We start from the raw sequence: 22848 nt of genomic DNA, 5'->3' as shown, positions 1-22848 counted from the left end.
TTGCCCTCCGGCAACGAGCGGTGAGGGGTGACGCTGGGATCGGCGAAGCTGGCCCGAATCAGGGGTGGAATTTGGCGTAGATGGCTTTTGCGACCGCATCGGGGAGAAAGCTGTGTTCCTTCAGGCTGTCGAGTGAGGCCCGCTTCACCTTGGTGATGCCCCCCATCTCTTTGAGCAGCCTCTTCTTGCGAACCTCGCCCATGCCCGGAATGTCGTCAAGGACGCTGACAGTCATTGCCGCACTCCGACGCTCACGGTGGAACGAGTTGGCGAATCGGTGGGCCTCGTCACGGATGCGTTGCAGCATGAACAGCGCTTCGCTCCCCCGTGGTACTTCGATTGGAGTAGATCGGCCGGGGACATAGATCTCTTCAAACCGCTTCGCCAAACCTGCAACCGGGATCTCATCGGCAAGCCCCAGTTCCTTCACCACCTTGTACGTGGCGCTGACCTGGCCCTTGCCGCCATCGACCAGCAACAACTGTGGCGGGTAGGCGAACTTGCCAGGCTTGCGTGCACCACTCTTCGGGCCCTCAATGCCGTCGCCGTCGGGTCCGGTGCGTTCGCTGACGGGCCGATCTCGCTCGTTGATGTACGCCTGCAACCGCCGCCGCACCACTTCGGCCATCGCCGCATAGTCATCGCTTTGCCCGCCGACTTCGGAGCCAACCTCGTTCACCTTGAATCGGCGGTACTCACGCTTGTTCGGCAAGCCGTCTTCCATGACGACCATCGAGCCGACATAATTCGTACCCTGGATGTGCGCCATGTCGTAACACTCGATGCGAAGAGGCGCCTCTGGAAGATTGAGCGCTTCTTGCAGTTCAGTGAGCGCCCGGCTACGGGTGTTGTGATCGCTCGCCCGTTTCATCCGATGGCGGGTGAACTGTTCCTTCGCATTCCGTTCGACCGTTTCGAGCAATGCCCGCTTGTCGCCGCGTTGCGGAACTCTGATCTGGACCTTCGAACCACGGGCCAGCTCAAGCCACTCTTCGTACACCTCGCGATCGTCGGCCTCGTACGGCACGAGCACCTGCTTCGGCACACCGAGCGCAGGCTCCTCACCGTAAAAACTTTCGAGGATTCGATTAATGAGACCGCCAGGGGTGAGATCTTCGACCTTGTCGAGCACAAACCCCTTTCGCCCGACAACCCGTCCCTTGCGGACGTAGAACATCTGCACCGACGCTTCGAGTTCGTCTTCAGCGATGCCAATGACATCGACGTCTTCGTCTTTACTCGCGACCATTTGCTGCTTTGCAATAGCTCTGTTCACGGCTTCAAGCCGGTCACGCAGACGCGCAGCCTGCTCGAACTCGAGCGATGTCGCAGCCGACTTCATATCGGCTTCGAGGCGATCGACTATCTCGTCCGTGTCACCGTCGAGGAACTGACACAGCTCGGTGACCAGTTGCTGGTACGCCTGCCCATCAATCTCGCCGACGCACGGACCAGAGCACTTCTCGATGTGGAAAAGAAGACAGGGCCGGCCGAGCCGTTCGTGTTCCTTGAACTTGCCATCCGTACACGTCCGAACCGGAAAGCTCCGGAGTAACAGGTCGAGCGTGTCACGGATCGCGTACGCGTGTGCGTACGGACCGAAGTAGCGCGTGCCCTTGCGCTTGTGGCCACGCATCACCTGGGCCCGCGGCCACTCCTCCCCCGTCGTCACAGCAAGAAACGGGTAGCTCTTATCGTCACGAAGTCGGACGTTGAATCGCGGGTCGTGTTGTTGGATGAGGCTGTGCTCGAGCATCAGCGCCTCAACCTCATTACGGACAATCGTCCACTCGACCGACTCAGCGACCTGCACCATCTGCGACGTGCGCGCATGCATATGTCGCGGGCTGCCGAAGTAGTTACTGAGCCGCTGGCGCAGATTCGACGCCTTACCGACATAGATGACGCGCCCGTGCTTGTCCTTGAACTGGTACGAGCCAGGTTCTTCGGGAATCGTCCCAGCGGGCGGCCGCTTGATCATCACATCCATCATGCCGGGTCAGGGTCCCGATCGGCGGGTACGGTTGTCAGGGATGTCCGACTATCTGCAAGCGATGTTCCGCCGCCGCCCGAATGACGGGTGGTTCAAGGCGGGCAAATACGATGCCACGACCACCGACATCATGTGTGCACTTGCGGTCGTCAGCATGTTTATCTACGGGCTCGGACGCAGCCTGTTCGAGAAGCTCATCTTCAACGCGCCAGAGGTTCGTGGCCTCGAGTTCTGGCGAGTTGTCACGTGGCCGATCGCCGAACCGCCAAGCTTCTTCGGGCTGCTCGGGGTGGTCTTCTTCTGGCTGTTTGGCCAGCAGATCGAAGCGCTCTTCGGTCGCAACAAGTTCGTCGTCTGGGTGCTCAGCGTCGCCATCATCCCGGCCGTCGTTCTCACCCTTCTCGGCGCACTGAACAACCAGTTCGACGCCACCAGCGCCGACCTCGGCCTGAGCACGATGTTTCTTGGCGGCATCTGGGTCTACGCCGCCACATACCCCGGAGTGAAGTGGTTCGAAGTTGTTCCACTGTGGGCACTCGCCGGGGTGTTCACCGGCCTGCGCCTCCTGCAGTACAGCGGCGACCGGGCGACCGGCGCCGTACTGTTCCTGCTCGTCTCGATCGCTGCTGCACTGTTCGCTGGCCGTTCGCTCGGAATGGCCGCCGGTTGGCCAATCCCGCACATCGATCTCTCAGGCATCGGGTCCGGATCATCGTCGCCAACACGGACCACCAAGTCGCGTGGCCCAAAGCGCAAGCGTTCGAAGTCATCGGGCGGCATGAAGGTCGTCGACGGCCCCTGGAGAAATGCCCCGGCACCAACTGCACCTCCGGTCGGGCCGTCCGCCGCCGACCAGGCCGAACTCGACGGCTTGCTCGACAAGATCGGCGAATCCGGCATGGACTCCCTGAGCAGCTCGGAGAAGAAGCGCCTCAACGATCTGAGCAAGCGCCTCCGCAACCGCTGACGCACACTGCACCGATCGCTTTGGCGGTCGACGGGTGAGGTTGTCGGATCCCAGCGTCCGGTTTCCTCACATCAACGAGTACGGCCTACCGGATCGGTACGCTTGACCTGCCGACTCCCTCCCGGTACCCGCAACTCGGAGGTCGACGTGGCCGAAGTTCCGCTCGAAGCTCATCGCCTCATGGCGATCCAGCACGGAAACATCTCGCTCGACCAGTTGCGCGCGGCCGGGCTCTCGGCGAATCAACTCCAGCACCTCGTTCGTCGCAACCGGCTCCTCAAACACGGCAAGTCGGTATATCGCTCCCCAAGCATGGCTGTCAGTGAACTCAGCCGCTGCGCGGCACTCTGCCTGGGTCGTCCGGCAGTGGTCATTGCAGGACCAACGGCCGGGCGTATTTGGGGGTTCCGAAAGGTGTCCCACGACCAGCGAATTCATGTGCTGATGCCGACCGGTGCGAACAGCGTCAGTCGGGATCCATCGATCATTGCGTCCCGAACCAACAGTCTCAACGTAACCGAGATCATTCGCCGCAGTGACGGGATCCGAGTGACGACACGACAGCGGACTGCGTTCGACCTCGTCGATCATCTGGATGCTGAGGACGCGCTGTCCGTCATCGAACAGGCGATGCGCGACGGTCGACTCTCGGTGGCCGCGCTCAGAGAAGTCGCCATTGAAAAGACCTTTCGTCGTCCGTCCGCGCGAAGGTTTCTCGAGCTGCTCGATCGAAGGGTAAGCGGCGGTCCTGCTGACTCCGATGGGGAGGTGCGGGTCGGCAACGCGCTTCGGGCGCACGGCGTCCGCGGTCTCATTCGTCAGCATCCAGTCGAGCTGCCGTCATACGGTTCGGCTCGATTCGACCTGGCAGTACCGCTGCTCAGTTGGGCAGTCGAGGTCGATCTGTTCCCGACCCATCAGGAAGCGGTCGGTGCGGCCAAAGATGCCGCTCGAGATGAGGCAGCGGCGCTCATCGGTTGGACCGTGCGGCGTGTCACGCAGGCGATGTACGAGCGCGAGTTCAGCGCAACCATCGAGTCGCTCGTGAGGGAGTACCGGTCCCGAATCCGCCAGTGTGACGGTTGATATGAGCATCTCGGATGCCGAAATCCGCATTCCTCACCTCGGCAGAGACTCTGCGTGGTTAGGCAGGGCTGGAGGTGGCGCGGTCGCGGGCCGCAGTCATCCATGCGTAGATCAGCAGACCGCCGGCCAGAACCGCGGCGATGTTGGCCAGCAGGTGGAACCCGAACGACTGCTTGATGAAGCCTGAGCTGAATGCGGCAAGCGCGCCACAGAAGCTCATCGTGAGGTCTGAGGTTCCTTGCACCTCGACCTTTGACTTGGCGGGCACCGACGTGGTCAACAGTGTCGATCCGGCGATCAGACCGATATTCCAGCCTAACCCCAAGAAAAAGAGGCCGATGAACATCAGCGCAGGCACGTATCCGGCAAGCACTGTTGCCATCGTCCCGCTGCCGAGCACGACGGCACCAATCTGGATCGAGCGGACACGGCCGACGCGTTCTACAGCACGGCCGACGAACGGAGCCAGGCCGTACATGCCGAGGATGTGGACCGCGATCACGAAGGCCGACAGATTGGCGTGGTCGTGGTCTTTCATGTGCGGAGGTGTCATCGTCATCACGCCGACCATCACTGCTTGCGAGATCGCCATCGCTGCGAAGCCGAGCCGAGCACCAGATGATTGAGCGATCACGTCGATCGATGCGCGAACCTGTCTGATCGGTCGTGTCCGCTCGGCGGTCGGATCGATCCCTCCCGACACGGCCAACGGGTCAGGGCGAAGTCGAGTCCACACCACCGCTGCGGCAATCAAGAACAAGAACGTGGCGAAGACAAACGGACCAATCAGTTCGTCGAGACCGATGCTGCGCGCCGCCGCCTTCTCGAACGGCGTCAGTAACGGCCCGAAGACCGCGCCAAGCGCACCAATCCAGACGATGGCGGCAATTGCCGTTGCCTGATGCTCGGGCTCGGCGAGGTCGGCAGCGACGTAGCGGCCCTGCAGCGTCGAGGCCTGCCCAGCACCAAAGAGGATCATGCCAACGACGAACAGCGGGAAGAACCGAAGTTGGCCGCCGGTGGCAGCAATCGCCCCACCTGCTGCGCCGATCAGGAGGGCTGCGGTCATTCCTGGCCGACGACCCCGACGCCGCATGAACGCCGCGAGCGGCACCATTGTGAGCGCCGCGCCCAGGGTGAACGAGGCGCTGCCGATGCCGGCGAGCCGATCGGAGCCCAACATGTCGCTCGCCAACAGCGTGACTACTGCAACCATGCCCGCCACGGCCGCCTGCCCCGGCACCTGTGCCATGCGCAACGACGTCAGCGTCCTCCGTTGCAACGCAGCCCGGTCGACCACAGCCTGCTCAATCGTCTCCGCCACCGCCGAAGCCTCCCACACCCGTCACCGCGATCTCCCCATCAGAAACCCACGGCATCGATCATCTTCACGTATCTCTGACGGGCACCGAGGAGTTCAGGCAACGCAGCGATCGGGCAAACTGGACCGCCTCAGGACAGGAGGGGGGCGAGGAATTGCCCGGTAAATGATTCCTTCACCTTGGCGACGTCTTCAGGTGTGCCTTCGGCGACGACTTGACCGCCACCGTTGCCACCGTTTGGACCGAGATCGATGATCCAGTCGGCAGTCTTGATCACGTCCAGGTTGTGCTCAATGACGAGCACGGTGTTGCCCTGATCAACCAGGCGTTGCAGCACCGTAAGGAGGCGACCAATATCTTCGAAGTGCAGGCCGGTTGTCGGCTCGTCGAGCAGGTAGATCGTGTGGCCAGTGGAACGCTTCGCCAACTCGGTGGCCAGCTTGACGCGCTGTGCCTCGCCGCCTGACAGGGTCGGCGCCGACTGGCCGAGCCGGACATATCCGAGCCCCACGTCCATCAGTGTTTCCATGTAGCGCGCGATGCCCGGCTGGTTGGAGAAGAAGTGGACGGCTTCGGCCACTGGCATGTCGAGGATCTCGGCGATGTTCTTGCCCTTGAACTCGATGTCGAGAGTGTCCCGGTTGAAGCGGGCGCCGTGGCACACCTCGCACGGCACGTACACATCAGGCAAGAAGTTCATCTCGATCTTGATCGTCCCGTCGCCTGAACAGGCCTCGCAGCGACCGCCCTTGACGTTGAAACTAAAGCGACCTGGCTGATAGCCGCGCACCTTCGACTCGTTGGTCTGAGCGAACAGCTTGCGAATCTTGTCGAACACGCCGGTGTATGTGGCCGGGTTGGATCGTGGGGTCCGCCCGATCGGCGACTGGTCCATGTCGATCACCTTGTCGAGTTGCTCAATGCCGGTGATCTTTTTGTGCTTACCGGATGGCATCTTCGACTTGTAGATCTTCTGCATCAGCACGGGCAGCAGGATGTCGCGCACCAGCGACGACTTGCCCGAGCCCGACACGCCGGTGACGGCGACAAAGTTTCCGAGTGGGATCTTGACGTTGATGTTTGCGAGGTTGTGCTCACGCGCACCGAAGATCTCGACTTCGGTTGATCCACGCGGCCGGCGGACCTCAGGGACTGGAATCTTCTTTTTTCCCGTGAGGTATTGGCCTGTGAGCGAGTTCTTCGCCTTGCCAATGCCCTTGACCGGGCCGGAGTAGACGACCTCGCCGCCGTGCTCGCCAGCACCTGGGCCGATGTCGATAATCCAGTCGGCCTCGTTGATCGTGTCTTGGTCGTGCTCGACAACGATCACCGTATTGCCGAGGTCCCGCAGACGGAGCAACGTGTCGATGAGACGACGGTTGTCGCGCTGATGCAAACCGATCGACGGTTCGTCGAGTACGTACAGCGTGCCGACCAGGCCAGAGCCGATCTGCGAGGCCAGCCTAATGCGCTGCGCCTCGCCGCCGGCCAACGTGCCAGCAGGGCGTGACAGGGTGAGATAATCGAGGCCGACGTCGAGCAGGAAGCCAAGGCGTTCGTTGATCTGCTTCATGACGCGCTCGGCGATCATGGTGTCGCGGTCGCTCAACACGAGTGCGCCGAGGAACTTCGCCGATTCGTCGATCGACATGTCGCTGACTTCGGAGATGTTCTTATCGTTGATCGTCACGGCCAGCGACGCTGGCTTCAGGCGAGCGCCGCCGCACTGTGAGCAAGCAACGAGGCGCATGTAGCCCTCGTACTGCTCACGTGCCCACTCGCTATCGCTGCCTTCGTGGCGTCGCCGGATCCACGGGATGACGCCTTCGTACTCGGTCGAATACGAGCGCGACCGCCCGTAACGGTTCTTGTAATTGACGGTCATCTTGCCCTTGACACCGTGCAGGATCAGCTTCTGCTGCTTTACAGTGAGCGTGTGCCAAGGGGCGTCGAGATCAATCTCGTTCACGTTGGCGACCGACTCGAGCATGCGCGTGAAGTACTGGGTGTGCGCGCTGCGCCATGGCGCAATCGCTCCCTCAGAGAGCGCTGCGTCGACGTCGGGGATGACCAGTTCGGGGTCGACCTCGTAGGTGGTTCCCAAGCCGTCGCAGGTGACGCACGCGCCGTAGGGCGAGTTGAACGAGAAGTTGCGATCGGCTGGCTCGTCATACGACGTACCACACACGTCGCACGCCAAGTGCTGGCTAAACGTGATCATCTCGGGATCGGCGTCCCCCTTTTGGCCTGGCTCGCGGCGCGGAATGATCTCAATTTCGGCGACTCCTTCGGCGAGGTTCAATGCCTGCTCAAGCGAGTCGGTCAAGCGACGCTCAATGCCTTCCTTCAAGACGAGGCGGTCGACCACAACTTCGATCTTGTGGTTCTCGTACTTGGCGAGACGCTCATCGCGCTTCAGGAACTCGTCGATGTCGACGGTCTCACCGTCGATGCGGGCACGGACGTATCCCTGCCCGGAGAGTTCTTCGAGCAGTGTGTCGTACTCGCCCTTGCGACCACGGACGACGGGCGCAAGCACTTGGAAGCGCATGCCTTCGTCCATCGCCATGATGCGGTCGACGATCTGCTGTGGTGTCTGACGCTGCAGCCGGGTGCCATCGTTCGGGCAGTGCTGGATACCGATGCGGGCGTAGAGCAGTCGGAGAGCGTTGTAGACCTCGGTGATCGTGCCAACGGTGGAACGTGGGTTACGTGAACCCGACTTCTGATCGATCGAAATTGCTGGCGACAATCCTTCGATCATGTCAACGTCAGGCGGATCCATCTGGCCCAGGAACTGCCTGGCGTATGCGCTCAGCGACTCGACGTAGCGACGCTGCCCCTCGGCGTAGATCGTGTCGAACGCGAGTGATGACTTGCCTGATCCTGAAATGCCGGTGAACACAACGAGCTTGTTGCGCGGCATCTCGACGTTGACGTTCTTAAGATTGTGCTCTCGCGCACCCCGGACGATGATCTTCGGTTCGTCACGCGACGACTGGTAGCGACGGGGGGTAGCGGCCTGTGCTGCGGTCGACTTCTTCGCAGCTGACTTCTTGGCGGGGGCGGACGTACTTGCAGCCATCAATGATCGACCCTATCGCCCAAAAACTGGGTCGAACAAGTGTTCAGTTCTGCCGCGTGAGCCGACCGAGTAATCTCGTCCACTCCACCGTGCCACACAGTCTCGACTGACTCAGGCCATGATCGGCGGGTGCTCGATGAGGAACGCCATGACCTCGTCGGCGGTGTCGGCGGAACCAATCATCGTCCCGTACGTCCGGTCCCCCGCCAGCTTGCGGAGTAACGGTTCGGCTGGCAGTGTCTCGGTCCAGAACGCTGTGTCGAGGAAGACCATCGGGCTCACCACGCCGAAGACGGCGTAGTGGTTCTGAGTGGCGTCCTGGAAGACCTCTTGGGTCGTTCCCGCAGCACCCGGCGAGAAGACGACACCCCTCGTCGCAATGGCGAGCAGCCCGTCTTCGCGGATCGAGTTGGCGAAGTACTTGGCGACATGCGTGGCGAATTGGTTGGTTGGCTCGTGCCCGTAGAACCAAGTCGGCACTGCGAGGCTTTCAGCGCCGTCGGGAAATGCGTCGAGTACAGCCTGGCCGGCACCGAGGTAACCATCGGACTCGCTGAAGTTGGTCTCGCTCATCAGCATCTCGATCGCTGCGTCGAGCGATCCGTCCAGATGCGGAGCAAGCCACGCACCGAGATTCGCCGCCTCCATCGCTCCTGGGCCGCCGCCCGTTGCAACGTGCCAGCCGGCTCGCGCCATCGATCGGCCAAGTTCGGCGACAGTCCTGAACGCCGGGTCGGTGCGCAGCATCGAGTGACCGCCCATCACTGCGACGACATCAGGGTGCGTCGACAGATGCTCTGACAGCGCGTCGTCGATCGCATGGTCGTGAAGTCGCTGAGCCAGAGCGTCCAGCACCGGGATGTTGTGGCCGTTGGCGTGCTTCGTGGTCCACTCATAGATTTTCGAATCAAGCGCGTCTCGCTCGAATGAACCCGGGTCGCCGTGGACCCATCCCGCCATCAGTTCGCCCTGGGCGTACAGCCGCGGGCGGTAGGTGTCGAACGGAAGGTCAGGGAGCCGCGGGAACACCACAGCACCGCCATCGAACAGATGTTGCAGCGTCGTGGGTGGAAGTCGAGTTCCGAGGAAGGCACCGCCGACACACGTGAGGGTCTCAATCTGCTCGGCCCGAGACGAGAGATCGACGCCCTGCACCACGGCCTCGTCGAGGCATCCATTGGCTTCCACGTAGGCATCGAACTCTTCGAGGCTGTGGATTTCCCGCATTGCCTGAGCGTAGAGCCACCGAGATACAACGCCCGGTGCCAGTCAGAACGTGGCGTTTCGCAGAGTTGCGAAAGGGGCCTGACCCCATGCGTACTTATCCAGCGTCGGTGAGTTCTCGGCTGAGTTCGCGGATCTCGTCGCGGAGTTTCGCGGCGTACTCAAACTTCAGCTCGGCCGAGGCTTCGTGCATTTCGGCTTCGAGGGTTTGGATGAGTCGCTGCAACTCTTGCTGCGGCAGGTTCTTGAGTTCCTGCTGCACTTTGTCGCGTTCGCGTTGACGACGTTTGTCCATACCCGGCACTGGAGTCCGCGAGTCGGGCCGCAGCATGGAGAGAATGTCACCGACGGCCTTGCGGATTGTCTTCGGGTCAATGCCGTGCTCTTCGTTATACGCCAACTGCATCTTGCGGCGGCGCTGCGTCTCGTCGATCGCTCTCGTCATCGAGTTGGTGACACGGTCGGCGTACATGACGACCTCCCCCGACACGTTTCGTGCAGCACGACCCATCATCTGAATCAGCGCCGTCTCGGACCGCAGGAAGCCTTCCTTGTCGGCGTCGAGAATGCAGATCAGCGACACCTCGGGAAGGTCAAGGCCCTCACGCAGCAGGTTGATGCCGATCAACACGTCGAACTCGCCGAGGCGCAGCGCACGGATGATCTCGATCCGTTGGATCGTGTCGATGTTGCTGTGCAGATACCTGACCTTCATGCCCTGTTCGAGCAGATAGTCGGTGAGATCCTCGGCCATCTTCTTCGTGAGTGTCGTGACCAAAACACGCTCGTTATTCGCGACGCGACCCTCGACCATCTCCATCAGATCATCGATCTGACCCTTGGTCGGCTTGATAGTCACTTCGGGATCGACGAGGCCGGTCGGACGGATGATCTGCTCGACGACCTTGGTCGACACGCGCAGCTCATAGGGGCTCGGGGTGGCCGACAGGAAGATGCACTGGTTGACGCGTCCGAGAACCTCTTCGAAGGTAAGCGGTCGGTTGTCGCGTGCTGACGGCAGGCGGAAGCCGTGCTCAACCAGCATGTCTTTTCGACTGCGGTCACCCGCGAACTGGCCGTGTAACTGCGGCACTGCGACGTGGCTCTCGTCGACAACCAGGAGATAGTCGTCGGGGAAGTAGTCGAGCAAGGTGAACGGCGGTTCGCCGTACTCGCGGCCGTCGATGTGCATCGAGTAGTTCTCGATACCGTTGCAGTAGCCGAGCTCGCTCATCATCTCGAGGTCGTACGACGTGCGCATCCGAAGGCGCTGTGCTTCGAGCAGCTTGTCTTGCTCTTCGAACTCTTTCAACCGAACCTGCAGCTCGTGTTCGATTTGGCTCATCGCTCGGGTCATCCGCTCGTTGCCGGTGACATAGTGAGTTGCGGGAAACACATGGGCACGTTCGAGCTCGCGGAGGTTCTCACCGGTGAGCGGGTCGATCATCGTGATGCGGTCGACCGTGTCACCGAACATCTCGATGCGCAACACGTTCTCTTCGTAGGCCGGGTGCACTTCGATCGTGTCGCCGCGCACACGGAAATGACCGCGCCCAAGCGTCATGTCATTGCGGTCGTACTGCATGTCGACAAGGCGGCGCAGGATATTGCGCATGTCGTAGTCGACGCCGACGCTCAGGTCGAGCAGGTTGCCCTTGTACTCCTCGGGGTTACCCATGCCATAGATACAGGACACCGAAGCGACGACGATGACATCTTTGCGAGTGAGGAGTGCAGCCGTGGTGGAGTGGCGCAGTCGCTCGATGTCGTCATTGACCGAGCTGTCCTTCTCGATGAACGTGTCGCTGCTCGGGATATAGGCCTCGGGCTGGTAGTAGTCGTAATAGGAGACGAAATACTCGACTCGGTTGTGCGGGAAAAACTCACGCATCTCCTGCGCCAACTGCGCAGCAAGCGACTTGTTGGGCGCCAGGATCAGTGTCGGTCGCTGTGTCTGCTCGATGGTCCAGGCAATCGTCGCCGACTTGCCGGAACCGGTGATGCCCAGCAGCGTCTGGAACCGCTCCCCCGCTTCGATGCCTTCAGACAGCGCCTTGATTGCTTCGGGCTGCGCTCCCGCAGGGCCCCAGTCGGATACGACTTGGAACTTGTTCTCGTTGCCGGTGTCGTAGTTGGAAAACGAACTCGACGCAGCGATGAGCGCCTGTTCGGGTGAGTGGTCAGGCACCACAGCATCGGGTGCGATGACAGCCTCGGCGGCTGTCTGCTCGCCAGTTTCCAGATCGGTGTCGGTCACCAGACCAGTCTACGATAACGAACGAACGTTCGCATCGGCCGCTTCGGCAGACAACTTCACCCGCAGTGTGGCAATTGCGTAGCCGGCCATTTCGATCACAGTGAACTCGCCGACTTTGGTGTTGATGCTGTCGCCAGCCGACGGGATCTCGTCAAGCGCCCCGATGACGTAGCCAGCAACGGTGTGCCAGTCACCTTCTGGCAGGGCCACGCCCGTGCACTCTTCGAACTGATCAGGTCGCAGCGTGCCGTTGATCAAGAAGCTGCCGTCGGCGTGGCGCACGCAGTCACCCAGGCGGTCGTCGGACTCATCGTGGAAGTCGCCAATCAGTTCTTCGAACACGTCTTCGAGGGTGACCAAACCAACAACGGTGCCATGCTCATCAACTGCGACGGAGATGTGCTTGCGTTCGCTGCGCATCTCGACGAGCAGATCTTCGAGTCGGTGACGATCGGGGGTGACCATCAGGGGTCGCACGAGGGAGCGCGCGAGCCTGGTCTCCCATTCAGCGCTTTCCAGGCGGATCAGATCTTTCGCGTGGATGAAGCCGAGGCAGTGGTCGAGATCGCCCTCGTGGATCACAATGCGGGTCCGACCCGTGCGGTGCGCTTCGGCCGCCACCTCGGCAGCGGTGGCGTCGCCAGGCATCGAAATGATGTCACGCCGGACCGTCATGGCGTCGGAGGCAGTGAGGCCTGACAGCTCGAGCGAGCGGGTCAGCAGCTGATGATCTTCGGCAGCGATGTCGCCGTGCCCGGCCGACTCGTCGAGTAGCAGGATCAGGTCAGCTGGAGAGTGTGCCATGGCACGTTCATCCTGTGGCTCTACGCCGACCAGACGGACCACGATGTTGGCGAGTGAGTTGAGGAACCAGATGATCGGCTGGAACACCCGGACGAACGCACGGAACGGGCGGGCCAGGAGCAGCGACGACTTCTCCGGATCAGAGATCGCCCATGACTTCGGCGCCATCTCGCCGACCACCATGTGGAGAAACACCACGATCGACAGCCCGATCGTGAAGCCGATGACGTTGAGCGCCGTGTCGGAGATGTCGATGAACGATCCGATCGCTCCTTCGATGAGATGAGCAATCGCCGGCTCAGCCACGGCACCGAGACCAAGTGAACACATCGTGATGCCGAGCTGGGCCCCGGCGAGCATCAGGGTCAGTTCGCGAATTCCGGCAAGAGCAGAAACGGCCCGCTTGTTCCCGTCGGCAGCAAGCTGCTCAATACGCGAACGACGGGCCGCAAGGAGCGCGAATTCAGCAGCAACAAAGAACGCATTGAGGGCCAGCAGGAAGACGGCGAGGCCAAGGGCTCCCCACTCGACACTGAAGCCAGCCTCGGCAGCGAGCGCTGCGATCATGAGTCACCCTCGCCCAAGGGGCCACGTGGTGCGTTGTGATCCGACACTCCGTCGCCATCGTCATCGCCGCGCACGATTCCCGCGTCAGGATCGAGGCGGAGTAAAACCTGGGTGATCGCGAACTCTTCGACTTCGAGTACTTCGATGTGCATCCCGTCGACGACAACTGAGTCGCCGACCTCGGCGATGCGTTCGAGCCGATCGAGCACCAAGCCTGCCACCGTGTCGTACTCGCCATCCGGAATTTGAAAGCCTGTGTACCGGTCAATCTCGTCAGGGCGAGACGTCGCTGCAACCGACCAAACGCCTGGCTCGACTTCGCGGTACTCGTCAGGATCTGCGGGGTCATACTCGTCTTCGATCTCGCCGACGAGTTCTTCGACGAGGTCTTCGAGGGTGACCACCCCAGCGGGTGCACCGTACTCGTCAATCACCACTGCCATCTCGGTCGAGTGCGACTGCAACTCAGCCAACACCACGTTGAGCCCGGCCGCCTCGGGGACAACCAGCACGTCATGTAACAGCTCGTCGATCGGCGTGGATTCATAGAGAGCACGCGGTATGCCGAGCAAATCTTTGGCATGGACAAGCCCCGTCACCTTGCCGTTGCCGTCGACCACGGGAAAGCGGGAGTGGCGCGAATCCATCAGACCGCGCAGGTCAGCCGCTGTGGCGCCAGCGTTGATCGTGACCACGCGGTTCCAGGCAACCATGGCGTCAGATGCTTCGAGGTCACCGAAGTCGATGGCTCTCTCGAGCAACGAAGCTTGCGACGTGGTCAGCTGCCCACCTTGAGCCGAGGAATCGACGATGAAGTCGAACTCATCGGTCGAGACCGAGCCGTGGAGTTCTTCGACGGGCTCGATCCCGAGGAAACGGAGGAGGCGATTCGCTGCACCGTCAAACAATTTGATCAGCGGACTGGCCACCTTCATGAACACCAAAGTCGATCCGGCGAGGCTCCGCGCCACGGGTTCAGGCTTGGCGATCGCAAGGTTCTTGGGAGCAAGCTCACCGAAGACCATCTGAGCAACGGTCGCAAACACGAACGCCAGGGCGATTCCGACGCCGATCCGGGCCGACTCGCCAACTCCGACCGCTTCGAGCAGTGGCCTGAGCGCACCCGCAATGACCGGCTCGGCAATGAAACCGAGCACCAGCGACGTGACCGTGATGCCGAGTTGCGCTCCGGAGAGCATGAAACTCAGTCGCTTGTGGACTTGGATTGCCCGCTTGGACTTGCGGTCGCCACCGTCGGCAGCCTCGACAAACTTCGCACGCCGAGACGCGACGAACGCAAACTCAGCTGCAACAAAATACCCGTTCGCCGCGATCAAGATCACGACGCCCACGAGCCCGAGAGCAATCTCCATTAGCGCAGTAAGCCCGGACTGGGAGGGTGCTGGACAGCAAACGTGCGGCTGCCCAGGCAGGGTTCGTGTTCATCGGACATGGAGATGGAGATGTTATCCACTTTTGAACGCCACCACGCCGAACCATCACCGCATCATCGACTCGAACGGCACTCTGTCAATTGCGGTCGGCCCAACTATGTTGACTCCATGAACAATTTCCATGATCTCGAAATGACGTCCATCACCGGCGAACAGGTGAGCTTCGACCAGTTCAAGGGAAACCTTGCCTTGGTTGTCAACCTCGCCAGCGCTTGAGGTCTCACGCCTCAGTACGCAGGTCTGCGTGCGCTTCACAATGACAACGACGACGTCGTCGTGCTCGGATTCCCGTGCAACCAGTTCGCGAACCAGGAGCCCGGCACCGACGCCGAGATCTTTGAATTCGCGACCTCGAAGTTCGATGTGAACTTCCCGATGTTCTCGAAGATCGAGGTGAACGGTGACGGCGCCGCTCCCCTCTATCAGATGCTCAAGGACGCTCAGCCCGGCGAGGGCGAGACCGCTGACGTCGCCTGGAACTTCGAGAAGTTCCTCGTCGACAAGGCTGGCAATGTCGTCAAGCGGTACCCACCGCCGACCACACCAGAAGACATCGCAGCAGATCTCGACCAGTTCCGCTGATCCACTGAAACCGTTCAACGGCGGCGTTCCACCTCGGTGGTGCGCCGCCGTTGTCGCGTCAAGGCGCCCGCTCGCAGCACGCGCATCAGCGCTCTCGCGCCTCCAGCAAATCGACAACCGGAATATCCGGAGCCGGCGTCGATGCCCGGTAACGCTCAACCTGTTCGGTGCTCAACGCTGCGAAGGCCGCATCGACTTGATCCCAGTACGTCCGGCGGATGCCGGCGGTGCCGTTATCGCGTGCTGTTTCGTAGGCCTCGATCGAGGCGGACCTCGGGACGTAGGTGTAGATCACGCCGTCGACGGTGCCGTCGTCGTCGTCGAGCACGGTGATGAGATCAGTGACATCTACTCGGTCGTAGTTGCGTTCACGTCGGTCGAGATTCCCAAGCTCGTCGCCTGCTACCGAAGCCACGACCCCGTTGACTGTTTCGTCCGCCGACTCGACGACACCGAGTGCCACGATCGTGCCGTCGTCGATGTCAGTACCGTCCTCGCGCTTCCATTGCCCAGTGAAATGTATGACCCCGTAGTTCCACCGGCGTCCGTAGCCCGCCAGATCGGCTTGGAAGAAGTCCACCTTGTGGACAGCCACTCGGCCAATCGTCCGGGCCATCGACTCTGGGCCGACGAGCGAGCCGTACCCAAAGATCCAAACGGTCTCACCGGAGCGATCGATCTCGCCGGCTGGCTCCTCTGCCGGTTCGCCCGGCGGTGTTGCCGGTGTTGCCGGCAGCACGATCAATTCGTCCCACAGGCGGTCGACGGCCGCAATGAGGTCAACGAGGTCACCGGTGTTGTCGACCACGTGCGTAGCAATCTTCAGCCGGTCCTCGCGGTCCATTTGGCTGCTCACCCGATTGCGAGCGTCCGCTTCGTCCATACCGCGCTGCTCAACCACGCGTTGCACTGCGAGTTCGTACGGAATGTCGACGACGATCGTCGCAGCGAGGCCCTTGCGTGGGTTCTCACCGAGGAGTGGGAAGTCGAGCACGACGAGCCGGTCGGTCTCGACATTCTCATCGATTTGGCGCTGGACCTCCGCCTGCATTGCTGGGTGGACGATGCCGTTCAGATCTTTCAGCGCTTGTTTGTCACTGAACACGATCTCCGCGACTGCTGCACGGTTCAACGTCCCGTCGTCGTTGATGATGTGCCCGCCGAACCGCTCGGCCATTGCCGCCAGCACCGGCGTCCCAGGGTCTTGTAACTCCCGCGCAATCTTGTCGGCGTCGACAATCGCCGCGCCTCGCTCGGCGAACAGCTTCGACACTGTCGACTTGCCCGCTCCGATTCCACCTGTCAATCCAACGACGATCACGACGACATGGTGCCAGCCGCCGCCCCCTCGGACCAATCCGTCGCTGCCACTTCGTCTGGCGTCGGCCCAATAATCCAACCAAACGGGGGGCACGAAGACGAAATGGTGCCGCACATCATCTGAACTTTATTTCGACGTCAGGCCGTCTCAGGACCGCCGACGAGCAGAAAAACGAATGATGCCCGACTCAAACGAGTCGGGCATCATTCACTTCAGATTTGCTGCGCCGAAGCGCATCAGATCACTCGGTTACAGGAGTCTCTTCGGCTGCGTCTTCAGCAGGAGTCTCTTCGGCTGCTGCCTCAGTAGGTGCCTCTTCGGCTGCTGCCTCAGCAGGTGCCTCTTCGGCTGCATCTTCGGTCAGAGATGCGCCACCTGCCGCTGCCAGTGCTGCGGCGACTTCGCCTTCAACGGTCGGAGCTTCGGTGCCTTCGCCTTCGGCACCTTCGCCGTAGTACTCGGTCCATGCGGCTTCGGCCTCGGCCGATGCCTCACCCTGGACGTAGTTGCCCTCGGTATCGACCTCGAAGTGCTCGCGGTACTCGGCAGCAAGCTCGCCACCTTCGGCGGCCTGCTTGATCGAGAGGCTGATGCGGCGACGAGCCAGATCGAGATCGATGATCTTGACCCACAACTCTTCGCCCGGCGTGACGACCTGCTCAGGGCTGTCGACATGGTGTGCCGACATTTCTGAGATGTGCACGAGGCCTTCGATGCCGTCTCCGACCTGAACGAATGCACCGAACTGCACCAGCTTGGTGACTCGGCCGTAGACGAGCTGACCAACCTGGTGGCCTTCGGCAAATTCTTGCCATGGATCCTGCTGCGTTGCCTTCAGCGAGAGGCTGATGCGCTCGCGGCTGAAGTCGACGTCGAGGACCTGCACCTTGACCGGGTCGCCAACGGTGACGACGGAGCCGGGATGATCGACGTGCTTCCAAGAGAGCTCAGACACGTGGATGAGTCCATCCATGCCGCCGAGGTCGACGAATGCACCGAACGACACGACCGAGGACACAGTGCCCTCGCGGATCTCGCCAACCTTGAGGTTGGTGAGGAACTGGTCGCGGGTCTCCTTCTGATTCTCTTCGAGGTATGCCCGACGAGAGAGGACGACGTTGTTGCGGTTCTTGTCGAGCTCAATGATCTTGGCGTGCACCAGCGTGCCGATGTACGGCGCAAGGTCACGGACACGACGGAGCTCGACGAGCGATGCGGGCAAGAAGCCACGCAGGCCGATGTCGACGATGAGACCGCCCTTGACGACTTCGATGACCGGGCCGGAAACGACTTCGTCGGCTTCCTTCTTGGCTTCGATGTCGCCCCAGGCACGCTCGTACTGCGCACGCTTCTTCGAGAGGAGGAGGCGACCTTCCTTGTCTTCCATCGTGAGCACGAGTGCTTCGACGGATTCACCCATCGAGACCACTTCGCTCGGGTCGACGTCGTTACGGATGCTGAGCTCGCGGCTCGGGATCACGCCTTCGCTCTTGTAGCCGATGTCGAGCAGGACTTCGTCCTTGTCGATCTTGACAACAATGCCGTAGACCATCATCCCGTCTTTGATCTCGACCATGGTGCCGTCGATCGCGTCAGCGAAGGACATGCCGAGGTCGTCGGAGGTGATTTCGCGAGGGGTGTAGTTGCCCTCATCATCGAAGGTGCCAAACAGGCTTTCGGCGGCCGGAGCGGCTGTGGCTTCCGGGTTCTCTTCGATGTGGGTCTCTTCGGAGACTGGCGTAATGGTGTCGTCGGACAAGGGGATACTCGTTTCGGATACGGATCTTGAGATGAATGGATGGGATCGCGACGCCGCTTCATCGGCGGCATTGCAGTCGCCAAGCGTATCGGGCTGCGGCCTCGCCAGCACGCGGTCCTCGAGCGCTCAGCGGGAGGCGATAACGAGGAACTCAGGCGACTCGGTCGTGGCCGGATGAGACCCGTACTGGCCGGGCTCGACACTGCAGATCGCATCGATCATAAAGCCGTGTGTGCCGAGCAACAGTCGCAGCTCTCGGGGGGTGTAGCAGCCGGTCCACAGATCGACGGCTTTGGGCTCACCGGACTCGCTGCGGATCTCCGTTCGCTCATGGCTGACGCCCGTGTCGGCATCGAACTCAGCATCGTCGTGATACTTCACGGCGAAGTACGCGTTGAAGGCACTCAGGGCGAGCCGACCGCCAGGTCGGACCGCTGCCGCCATCCCCGCGACGACTGACGAATCATCTCCGCCAGCAGTCATCATCCCAAATGCCCCCTGGCAGAGGCAGATCACGGCGTCGAATGCATCGGAGAACCCCAAATCTCGGGCATCCCCTCGTGCAAATGTGGCCACCTCCAATGACTCGGCGCCCGCAGCCGCCACCGCAATGTCGACGAATCGTTGACTGATGTCGACACCGTGAGTAACGATCCCGCGCCTGGCGAGCTCGAGCGAATGGCGACCGGTGCCGCACCCGACGTCGAGCACCCGATCGCCTGCGGTGAGCCCGAGTGCTGCGACGACGTGATCGACCTCCTGCACCGTGCCCTTGGTGTGGGCGTACCGGTCGTACGCCATTCCCATGTAGTCGGCCAACGGCTCGAACCAGTGGTCAGTCATCACAGAGTTGCGAAAGGGGCCTGACCCCAAACGCAACTATCCCTTGGCTGCTGCCCACGTGTCGCCCCAGCTCACGTTGACTTCGAGGGGTACATCGAGTTCGGCGGCATCGCGCATGATGTCGATCAGTAGTGGGCCGACCGTGTCCTTCTCTTCTGGCGGTACTTCGACAAGCACTTCGTCGTGCACCTGGAGAATGAGGACGCTTTTGTGGCCCTTGGAGACCAACTCTTCGTCGATGCGGACGAGTGCCACCTTGAAGATGTCGGCCGCGAGGCCCTGGATCCCGGCGTTCATTGCCTGCCGCTCCCCCGCTTGACGCACCCGGAAGTTCGCGTTCATCAGCTCGGGAATCGGGCGACGACGACCGAACAGCGTTTCGGTGTACCCGCGCTCGCGAGCCTCTTCGACCGTCGAGTCCATATAGGCCTTTACGTTCGGGAACGCTTCGAAGTAGGCCTCGAGGATCGGTGCAGCCTCGTCAACCGGGATGTTCAGTCGCTGCGCAAGCCCGTAGGCCTCCATGCCGTACGCGAGGCCGTACGACACCATCTTGGCCTTGGAGCGCTGATCGAGCTTGACGTCTTCCGGGGCCACACCAAACACGCGAGCGGCGGTGGCATTGTGAATGTCCTGACCGGTGGTGAACGCTTCGATCAAGCCCGGGTCGGACGCAAGGTGGGCAATGCAGCGCAGCTCGATCTGGTTGTAGTCGGCAACGAGGAGCTCGGTGCCCGGCGATGGGATGAAGATCTTGCGGAACTGACGACCCTGTTCGCTGCGCACGGGAATGTTGTGCAGGTTTGGCCGGTCGGATGAGAGCCGGCCGGTCCGCGCGACGGTCTGGTTGAACGTGGCATGAATGCGGTTGTCGTCGGCGACTTCGTGGAGCAAGCCTTCGCCGTATGTGCCGCGCAGCTTGTCAACTTCGCGGTGCCGCATGAGTGGGCCGAGAAACTCGGGCCACTCTGGCATCAGCTTCTCGAGCGTCGATGCGTCGGTCGATGGGCCCGTCTTCGTCTTCTTCAGCGGGGTCAGGCCCTTCTCGTCGTACAGCAGCTCACGCAACTGCTTCGGCGAGTTCAGGTTGAGGTCTTCCTTACCTGCGACTGCCCTGAGTTCCGCTGCCAGTTCTTCGACCTCGGCCTTGAGGCGCTCGTTCAGGCTACGCAGTTCGTCGATGTCGACGCCGACACCGAAGTGCTCCATCTTGGCAAGCACCAGCACGAGTGGGTTCTCCATCGTGTCGTACAGCTCAGCCATGCCCTGCGCTTCGAGGCTCTCATGGATCGGCACAGCGAGATGGTGCACGGCCAGAGCGTTGCGCCCGGCCACTTCGGCATCACTCATCGACGTGCCGTCAAGGTCGAGTTGCCCTGACTTGGCTGCATCGGACGGACGGGCGAACTTCGTGTACTTCTCGATCAGGTCGGGCAACGCATAGCGGGCTTCGGCCGGGTCGATGAGGTACGCCGCAATTGCGGTGTCGAGCGTGAGGCCGCGCACTTCAATGTCGAGCTGGAGCAGCGAGCGCATCATTTCTTTGACGTTGTGACCACGCACGTTGGTGTGGGCCGCCAATGCTGCGCCAACGGCCTCGTCGCCGAGCAGGCCTGCGGGCACCCATGCGACTTCGGACGACGAAGCGTCGGAGACCACTGCGATGCCTGTCAGGAACGAACGGCCAGGTTCGCCCGTCCACGCAGCCGACAGGTCGAGATGCTCGGCAACCGCGATCAGCGCAGCAGCATCGGCGGGCGCTTCAAGAATGGTGACTTCAGCGACGATCTCTTGGCGTTCTTCGCCTGGGCCGAGATCGACGTTGCCACCGAGCGAGGCAAGCGCCTCGGTGATTCGGCCGCCGAGGGCACGGAACTCGAGGAACTCGAAGAGCCGCTTCATCTCAACGGGGTCAGGGGAAGAGCCGAGCCCGGTCGGCGCCGAGCGATCGGTGAAGTCGACATCAACCTCGACACCGTCAATCTCGACGGTGAGCGGCGCGTCGAAATGCAGCATCATGAGGTCGAAGTTCTTGCGGGCGCGTGCTTCGTTCTCGATGAGGCTCGATTTCAGCTTCGGCGTCTGTTCGTCGACGTTGGCAAAAATGCCGTCCAGGCCGCCGTACTTGTTGATCAGCTTGGCGGCAGTCTTCTCGCCGACACCGGGAACACCAGGCAAGTTGTCCGATGTGTCGCCACGCAGCGCCGCGTACTGCACGTACATCGCGGGCGTGACGCCGGTCTTCTCTTCGATGCCAGCCTCGTCATACAGGGCGTAATCACTGACGCCACGCTTGTTGTAGAGAACCCGGACGTGGGGATCGCTGACCAACTGGTAGCTGTCACGGTCACCGGTGACGATGATGACGTCTTCGCCGAGGTCGGTGAGCTTGCGAGTCGCCGTCGCGATCAGATCGTCAGCTTCCCAACCGACCTGGTCGATCGAGGTGATCCCGAGGGCGTCGAGCACTTCGCGGACGAGGCCCATTTGCTGGCGAAGGATGTCGGGTGCAGCGTCGCGCTGGGCCTTGTATTCGGGTTCGGCCTTGTGCCGGAACGTTGGTTCGGGCCGGTCGAACGCGACGAGAATGCCGTCGGGCTGTTGGTCCTTCAGGACATACGCCAGCATCGAGGTGAACCCGAAGACCGCGTTCGTGACCTGGCCGCTGGCCGTGGCCATGTCGGTCGGCAACGCGAAGAATGCTCGATAGGTAAGCGAGTTGCCGTCGACGAGGAGCGTCGTTCCCATCAGCCGGCGTCCGGGCGAAGCGAGCCGTCGAGAATCTGGTCGGCGACGTCACGCATCCGGGATCGCTCGCTCATCGCCGTTTTCTGGATGAACTGGAACGCATCGTTCTCGGTCATGCCGAGTTCGTCAATCAACACGCCCTTGGCCCGCTCGATGAACTTGCGGGATTCGAGCTGTTCGCCAAGTGCGCTGATTTCACCGGTCAATTCGCGCAGCTCGCGGAAGCGACCCATCGCAACTTCGATCGCCGGAACGAGATCACTCCGCTGGAACGGCTTCACAAGGAATGCCAGGGCGCCCGCATCGCGAGCCTGTTCGACGACTTCACGCTGGCTAAACGCGGTCAGCATCAGCACGCCGCAAATCTTCTCGGCGTTGATGATCGCGGCCGCTTCAAGGCCGGTCATGCCAGGCATCTTGATGTCGAGGATCGCCAGGTCGGGCTGCAGATCGCGGACGAGTTCGACCGCCTGATCGCCGCGGCCTGTTTCGCCGACGACGTCGTAGCCCTCTTCTTGGAGGGTTTCGCGAAGGTCCATGCGAATGATGGCTTCGTCTTCGGCAATCACGACGCGCAAGGGCATGGCTTCAGTATGGACCAGCTGCCCTTGGTTGCAACGAACGACACACCTCCCCGAACTACTCGGGACCCGTTACTCAAACGGCCTTGAACGGCACAGAACGCGGTCGTTCGGCTACCTGGCGCTGAGCATCTGGTCGAGGAGCTCGTCTTGCTTCTGTTCCAGTTCGGCGATCTCGGTGATCATGCGTGAACGATGCTTTGACATGTTCTCGAAGTTGCCCTGAGCCGATCGAGCGTCGAAAGACGACGACGC

At 61.6% G+C, this 22848-nt stretch carries 14 protein-coding genes and 1 pseudogene; 3 read left to right on the top strand and 12 right to left on the bottom strand.

The annotated features are described in order from the left end of the window. Positions 1-58 precede the first annotated feature (58 nt). Positions 59-1981 (bottom strand): excinuclease ABC subunit UvrC, encoded by a 1923-nt coding sequence (uvrC, locus tag ACH2EI_RS16515; RefSeq protein WP_395160815.1) that lies wholly within the window; start codon positions 1979-1981, stop codon positions 59-61. A gap of 52 nt (positions 1982-2033) precedes the next feature. On the opposite strand from uvrC, the gene ACH2EI_RS16510 reads away from it, so the two are divergent. Both ACH2EI_RS16510 and ACH2EI_RS16505 read left to right on the top strand, forming a co-directional pair. Next, positions 2034-2960, top strand: a complete 927-nt coding sequence (locus ACH2EI_RS16510; protein ID WP_395153147.1) for a DUF6576 domain-containing protein — start codon at positions 2034-2036, stop codon at positions 2958-2960. Positions 2961-3107: 147 nt separating this feature from the next. Further along, the gene (locus tag ACH2EI_RS16505; RefSeq protein WP_395153146.1) at positions 3108-4046 is read left to right on the top strand and encodes a hypothetical protein; all 939 of its coding nucleotides are present in this window, start codon (positions 3108-3110) and stop codon (positions 4044-4046) included. A gap of 58 nt (positions 4047-4104) precedes the next feature. Here ACH2EI_RS16505 and ACH2EI_RS16500 read toward each other — a convergent pair whose 3' ends face one another. The 6 genes from ACH2EI_RS16500 to ACH2EI_RS16475 all read right to left on the bottom strand — a co-directional run bounded on the left by ACH2EI_RS16500 (position 4105) and on the right by ACH2EI_RS16475 (position 14678). Then, the gene (locus ACH2EI_RS16500) at positions 4105-5370 is read right to left on the bottom strand and encodes an MFS transporter (protein WP_395153145.1); all 1266 of its coding nucleotides are present in this window, start codon (positions 5368-5370) and stop codon (positions 4105-4107) included. A 128-nt stretch (positions 5371-5498) separates the two neighbouring features. After that, positions 5499-8453: an excinuclease ABC subunit UvrA gene (uvrA, locus tag ACH2EI_RS16495; RefSeq protein ID WP_395153144.1), complete on the bottom strand. Its 2955-nt coding sequence runs from the start codon at positions 8451-8453 to the stop codon at positions 5499-5501. Between the two features lie 111 nt (positions 8454-8564). Further along, positions 8565-9680, bottom strand: coding sequence for an LOG family protein (locus ACH2EI_RS16490; RefSeq protein ID WP_395153143.1), 1116 nt, complete (start codon positions 9678-9680; stop codon positions 8565-8567). 94 nt (positions 9681-9774) lie between these two features. Beyond that, positions 9775-11835, bottom strand: a complete 2061-nt coding sequence (gene uvrB, locus ACH2EI_RS16485; protein WP_395153156.1) for an excinuclease ABC subunit UvrB — start codon at positions 11833-11835, stop codon at positions 9775-9777. A 108-nt stretch (positions 11836-11943) separates the two neighbouring features. Next, positions 11944-13305 carry a hemolysin family protein gene (locus ACH2EI_RS16480; protein ID WP_395153142.1) on the bottom strand — a complete coding sequence of 454 codons (1362 nt, stop codon included), beginning with the start codon at positions 13303-13305 and terminating at the stop codon, positions 11944-11946. Next, positions 13302-14678, bottom strand: coding sequence for a hemolysin family protein (locus ACH2EI_RS16475; protein ID WP_395153141.1), 1377 nt, complete (start codon positions 14676-14678; stop codon positions 13302-13304). The genes ACH2EI_RS16480 and ACH2EI_RS16475 overlap by 4 nt, the downstream gene beginning before the upstream one ends. A 309-nt stretch (positions 14679-14987) precedes the next feature. Between ACH2EI_RS16475 and ACH2EI_RS16470 the strand changes: the two are divergent. Further along, a pseudogene (locus tag ACH2EI_RS16470) lies at positions 14988-15341 on the top strand (glutathione peroxidase); the annotation flags it as partial. Between the two features lie 85 nt (positions 15342-15426). Here ACH2EI_RS16470 and coaE read toward each other — a convergent pair. From coaE to ACH2EI_RS16445, 5 genes are all read right to left on the bottom strand, one after another. Next, positions 15427-16662: a dephospho-CoA kinase gene (gene coaE / locus ACH2EI_RS16465; protein WP_395153140.1), complete on the bottom strand. Its 1236-nt coding sequence runs from the start codon at positions 16660-16662 to the stop codon at positions 15427-15429. Positions 16663-16903: 241 nt separating this feature from the next. After that, positions 16904-18268 carry a 30S ribosomal protein S1 gene (gene rpsA, locus ACH2EI_RS16460; RefSeq protein ID WP_395160819.1) on the bottom strand — a complete coding sequence of 455 codons (1365 nt, stop codon included), beginning with the start codon at positions 18266-18268 and terminating at the stop codon, positions 16904-16906. A gap of 279 nt (positions 18269-18547) precedes the next feature. Next, positions 18548-19264, bottom strand: coding sequence for a class I SAM-dependent methyltransferase (locus ACH2EI_RS16455; RefSeq protein ID WP_395157101.1), 717 nt, complete (start codon positions 19262-19264; stop codon positions 18548-18550). 36 nt (positions 19265-19300) lie between these two features. After that, on the bottom strand, positions 19301-22012 hold the full coding sequence (gene polA / locus ACH2EI_RS16450) for a DNA polymerase I (RefSeq protein ID WP_395157099.1): 2712 nt from the start codon (positions 22010-22012) through the stop codon (positions 19301-19303). After that, positions 22012-22596 carry an ANTAR domain-containing response regulator gene (locus ACH2EI_RS16445; RefSeq protein WP_395157097.1) on the bottom strand — a complete coding sequence of 195 codons (585 nt, stop codon included), beginning with the start codon at positions 22594-22596 and terminating at the stop codon, positions 22012-22014. The genes polA and ACH2EI_RS16445 overlap by 1 nt, the downstream gene beginning before the upstream one ends. Positions 22597-22848: the final 252 nt, after the last annotated feature.

Source organism: Ilumatobacter sp., assembly GCF_041688325.1.
Taxonomy (GTDB): domain Bacteria; phylum Actinomycetota; class Acidimicrobiia; order Acidimicrobiales; family Ilumatobacteraceae; genus Ilumatobacter_A.
This window is presented reverse-complemented; position numbering and strand designations above follow the sequence as displayed.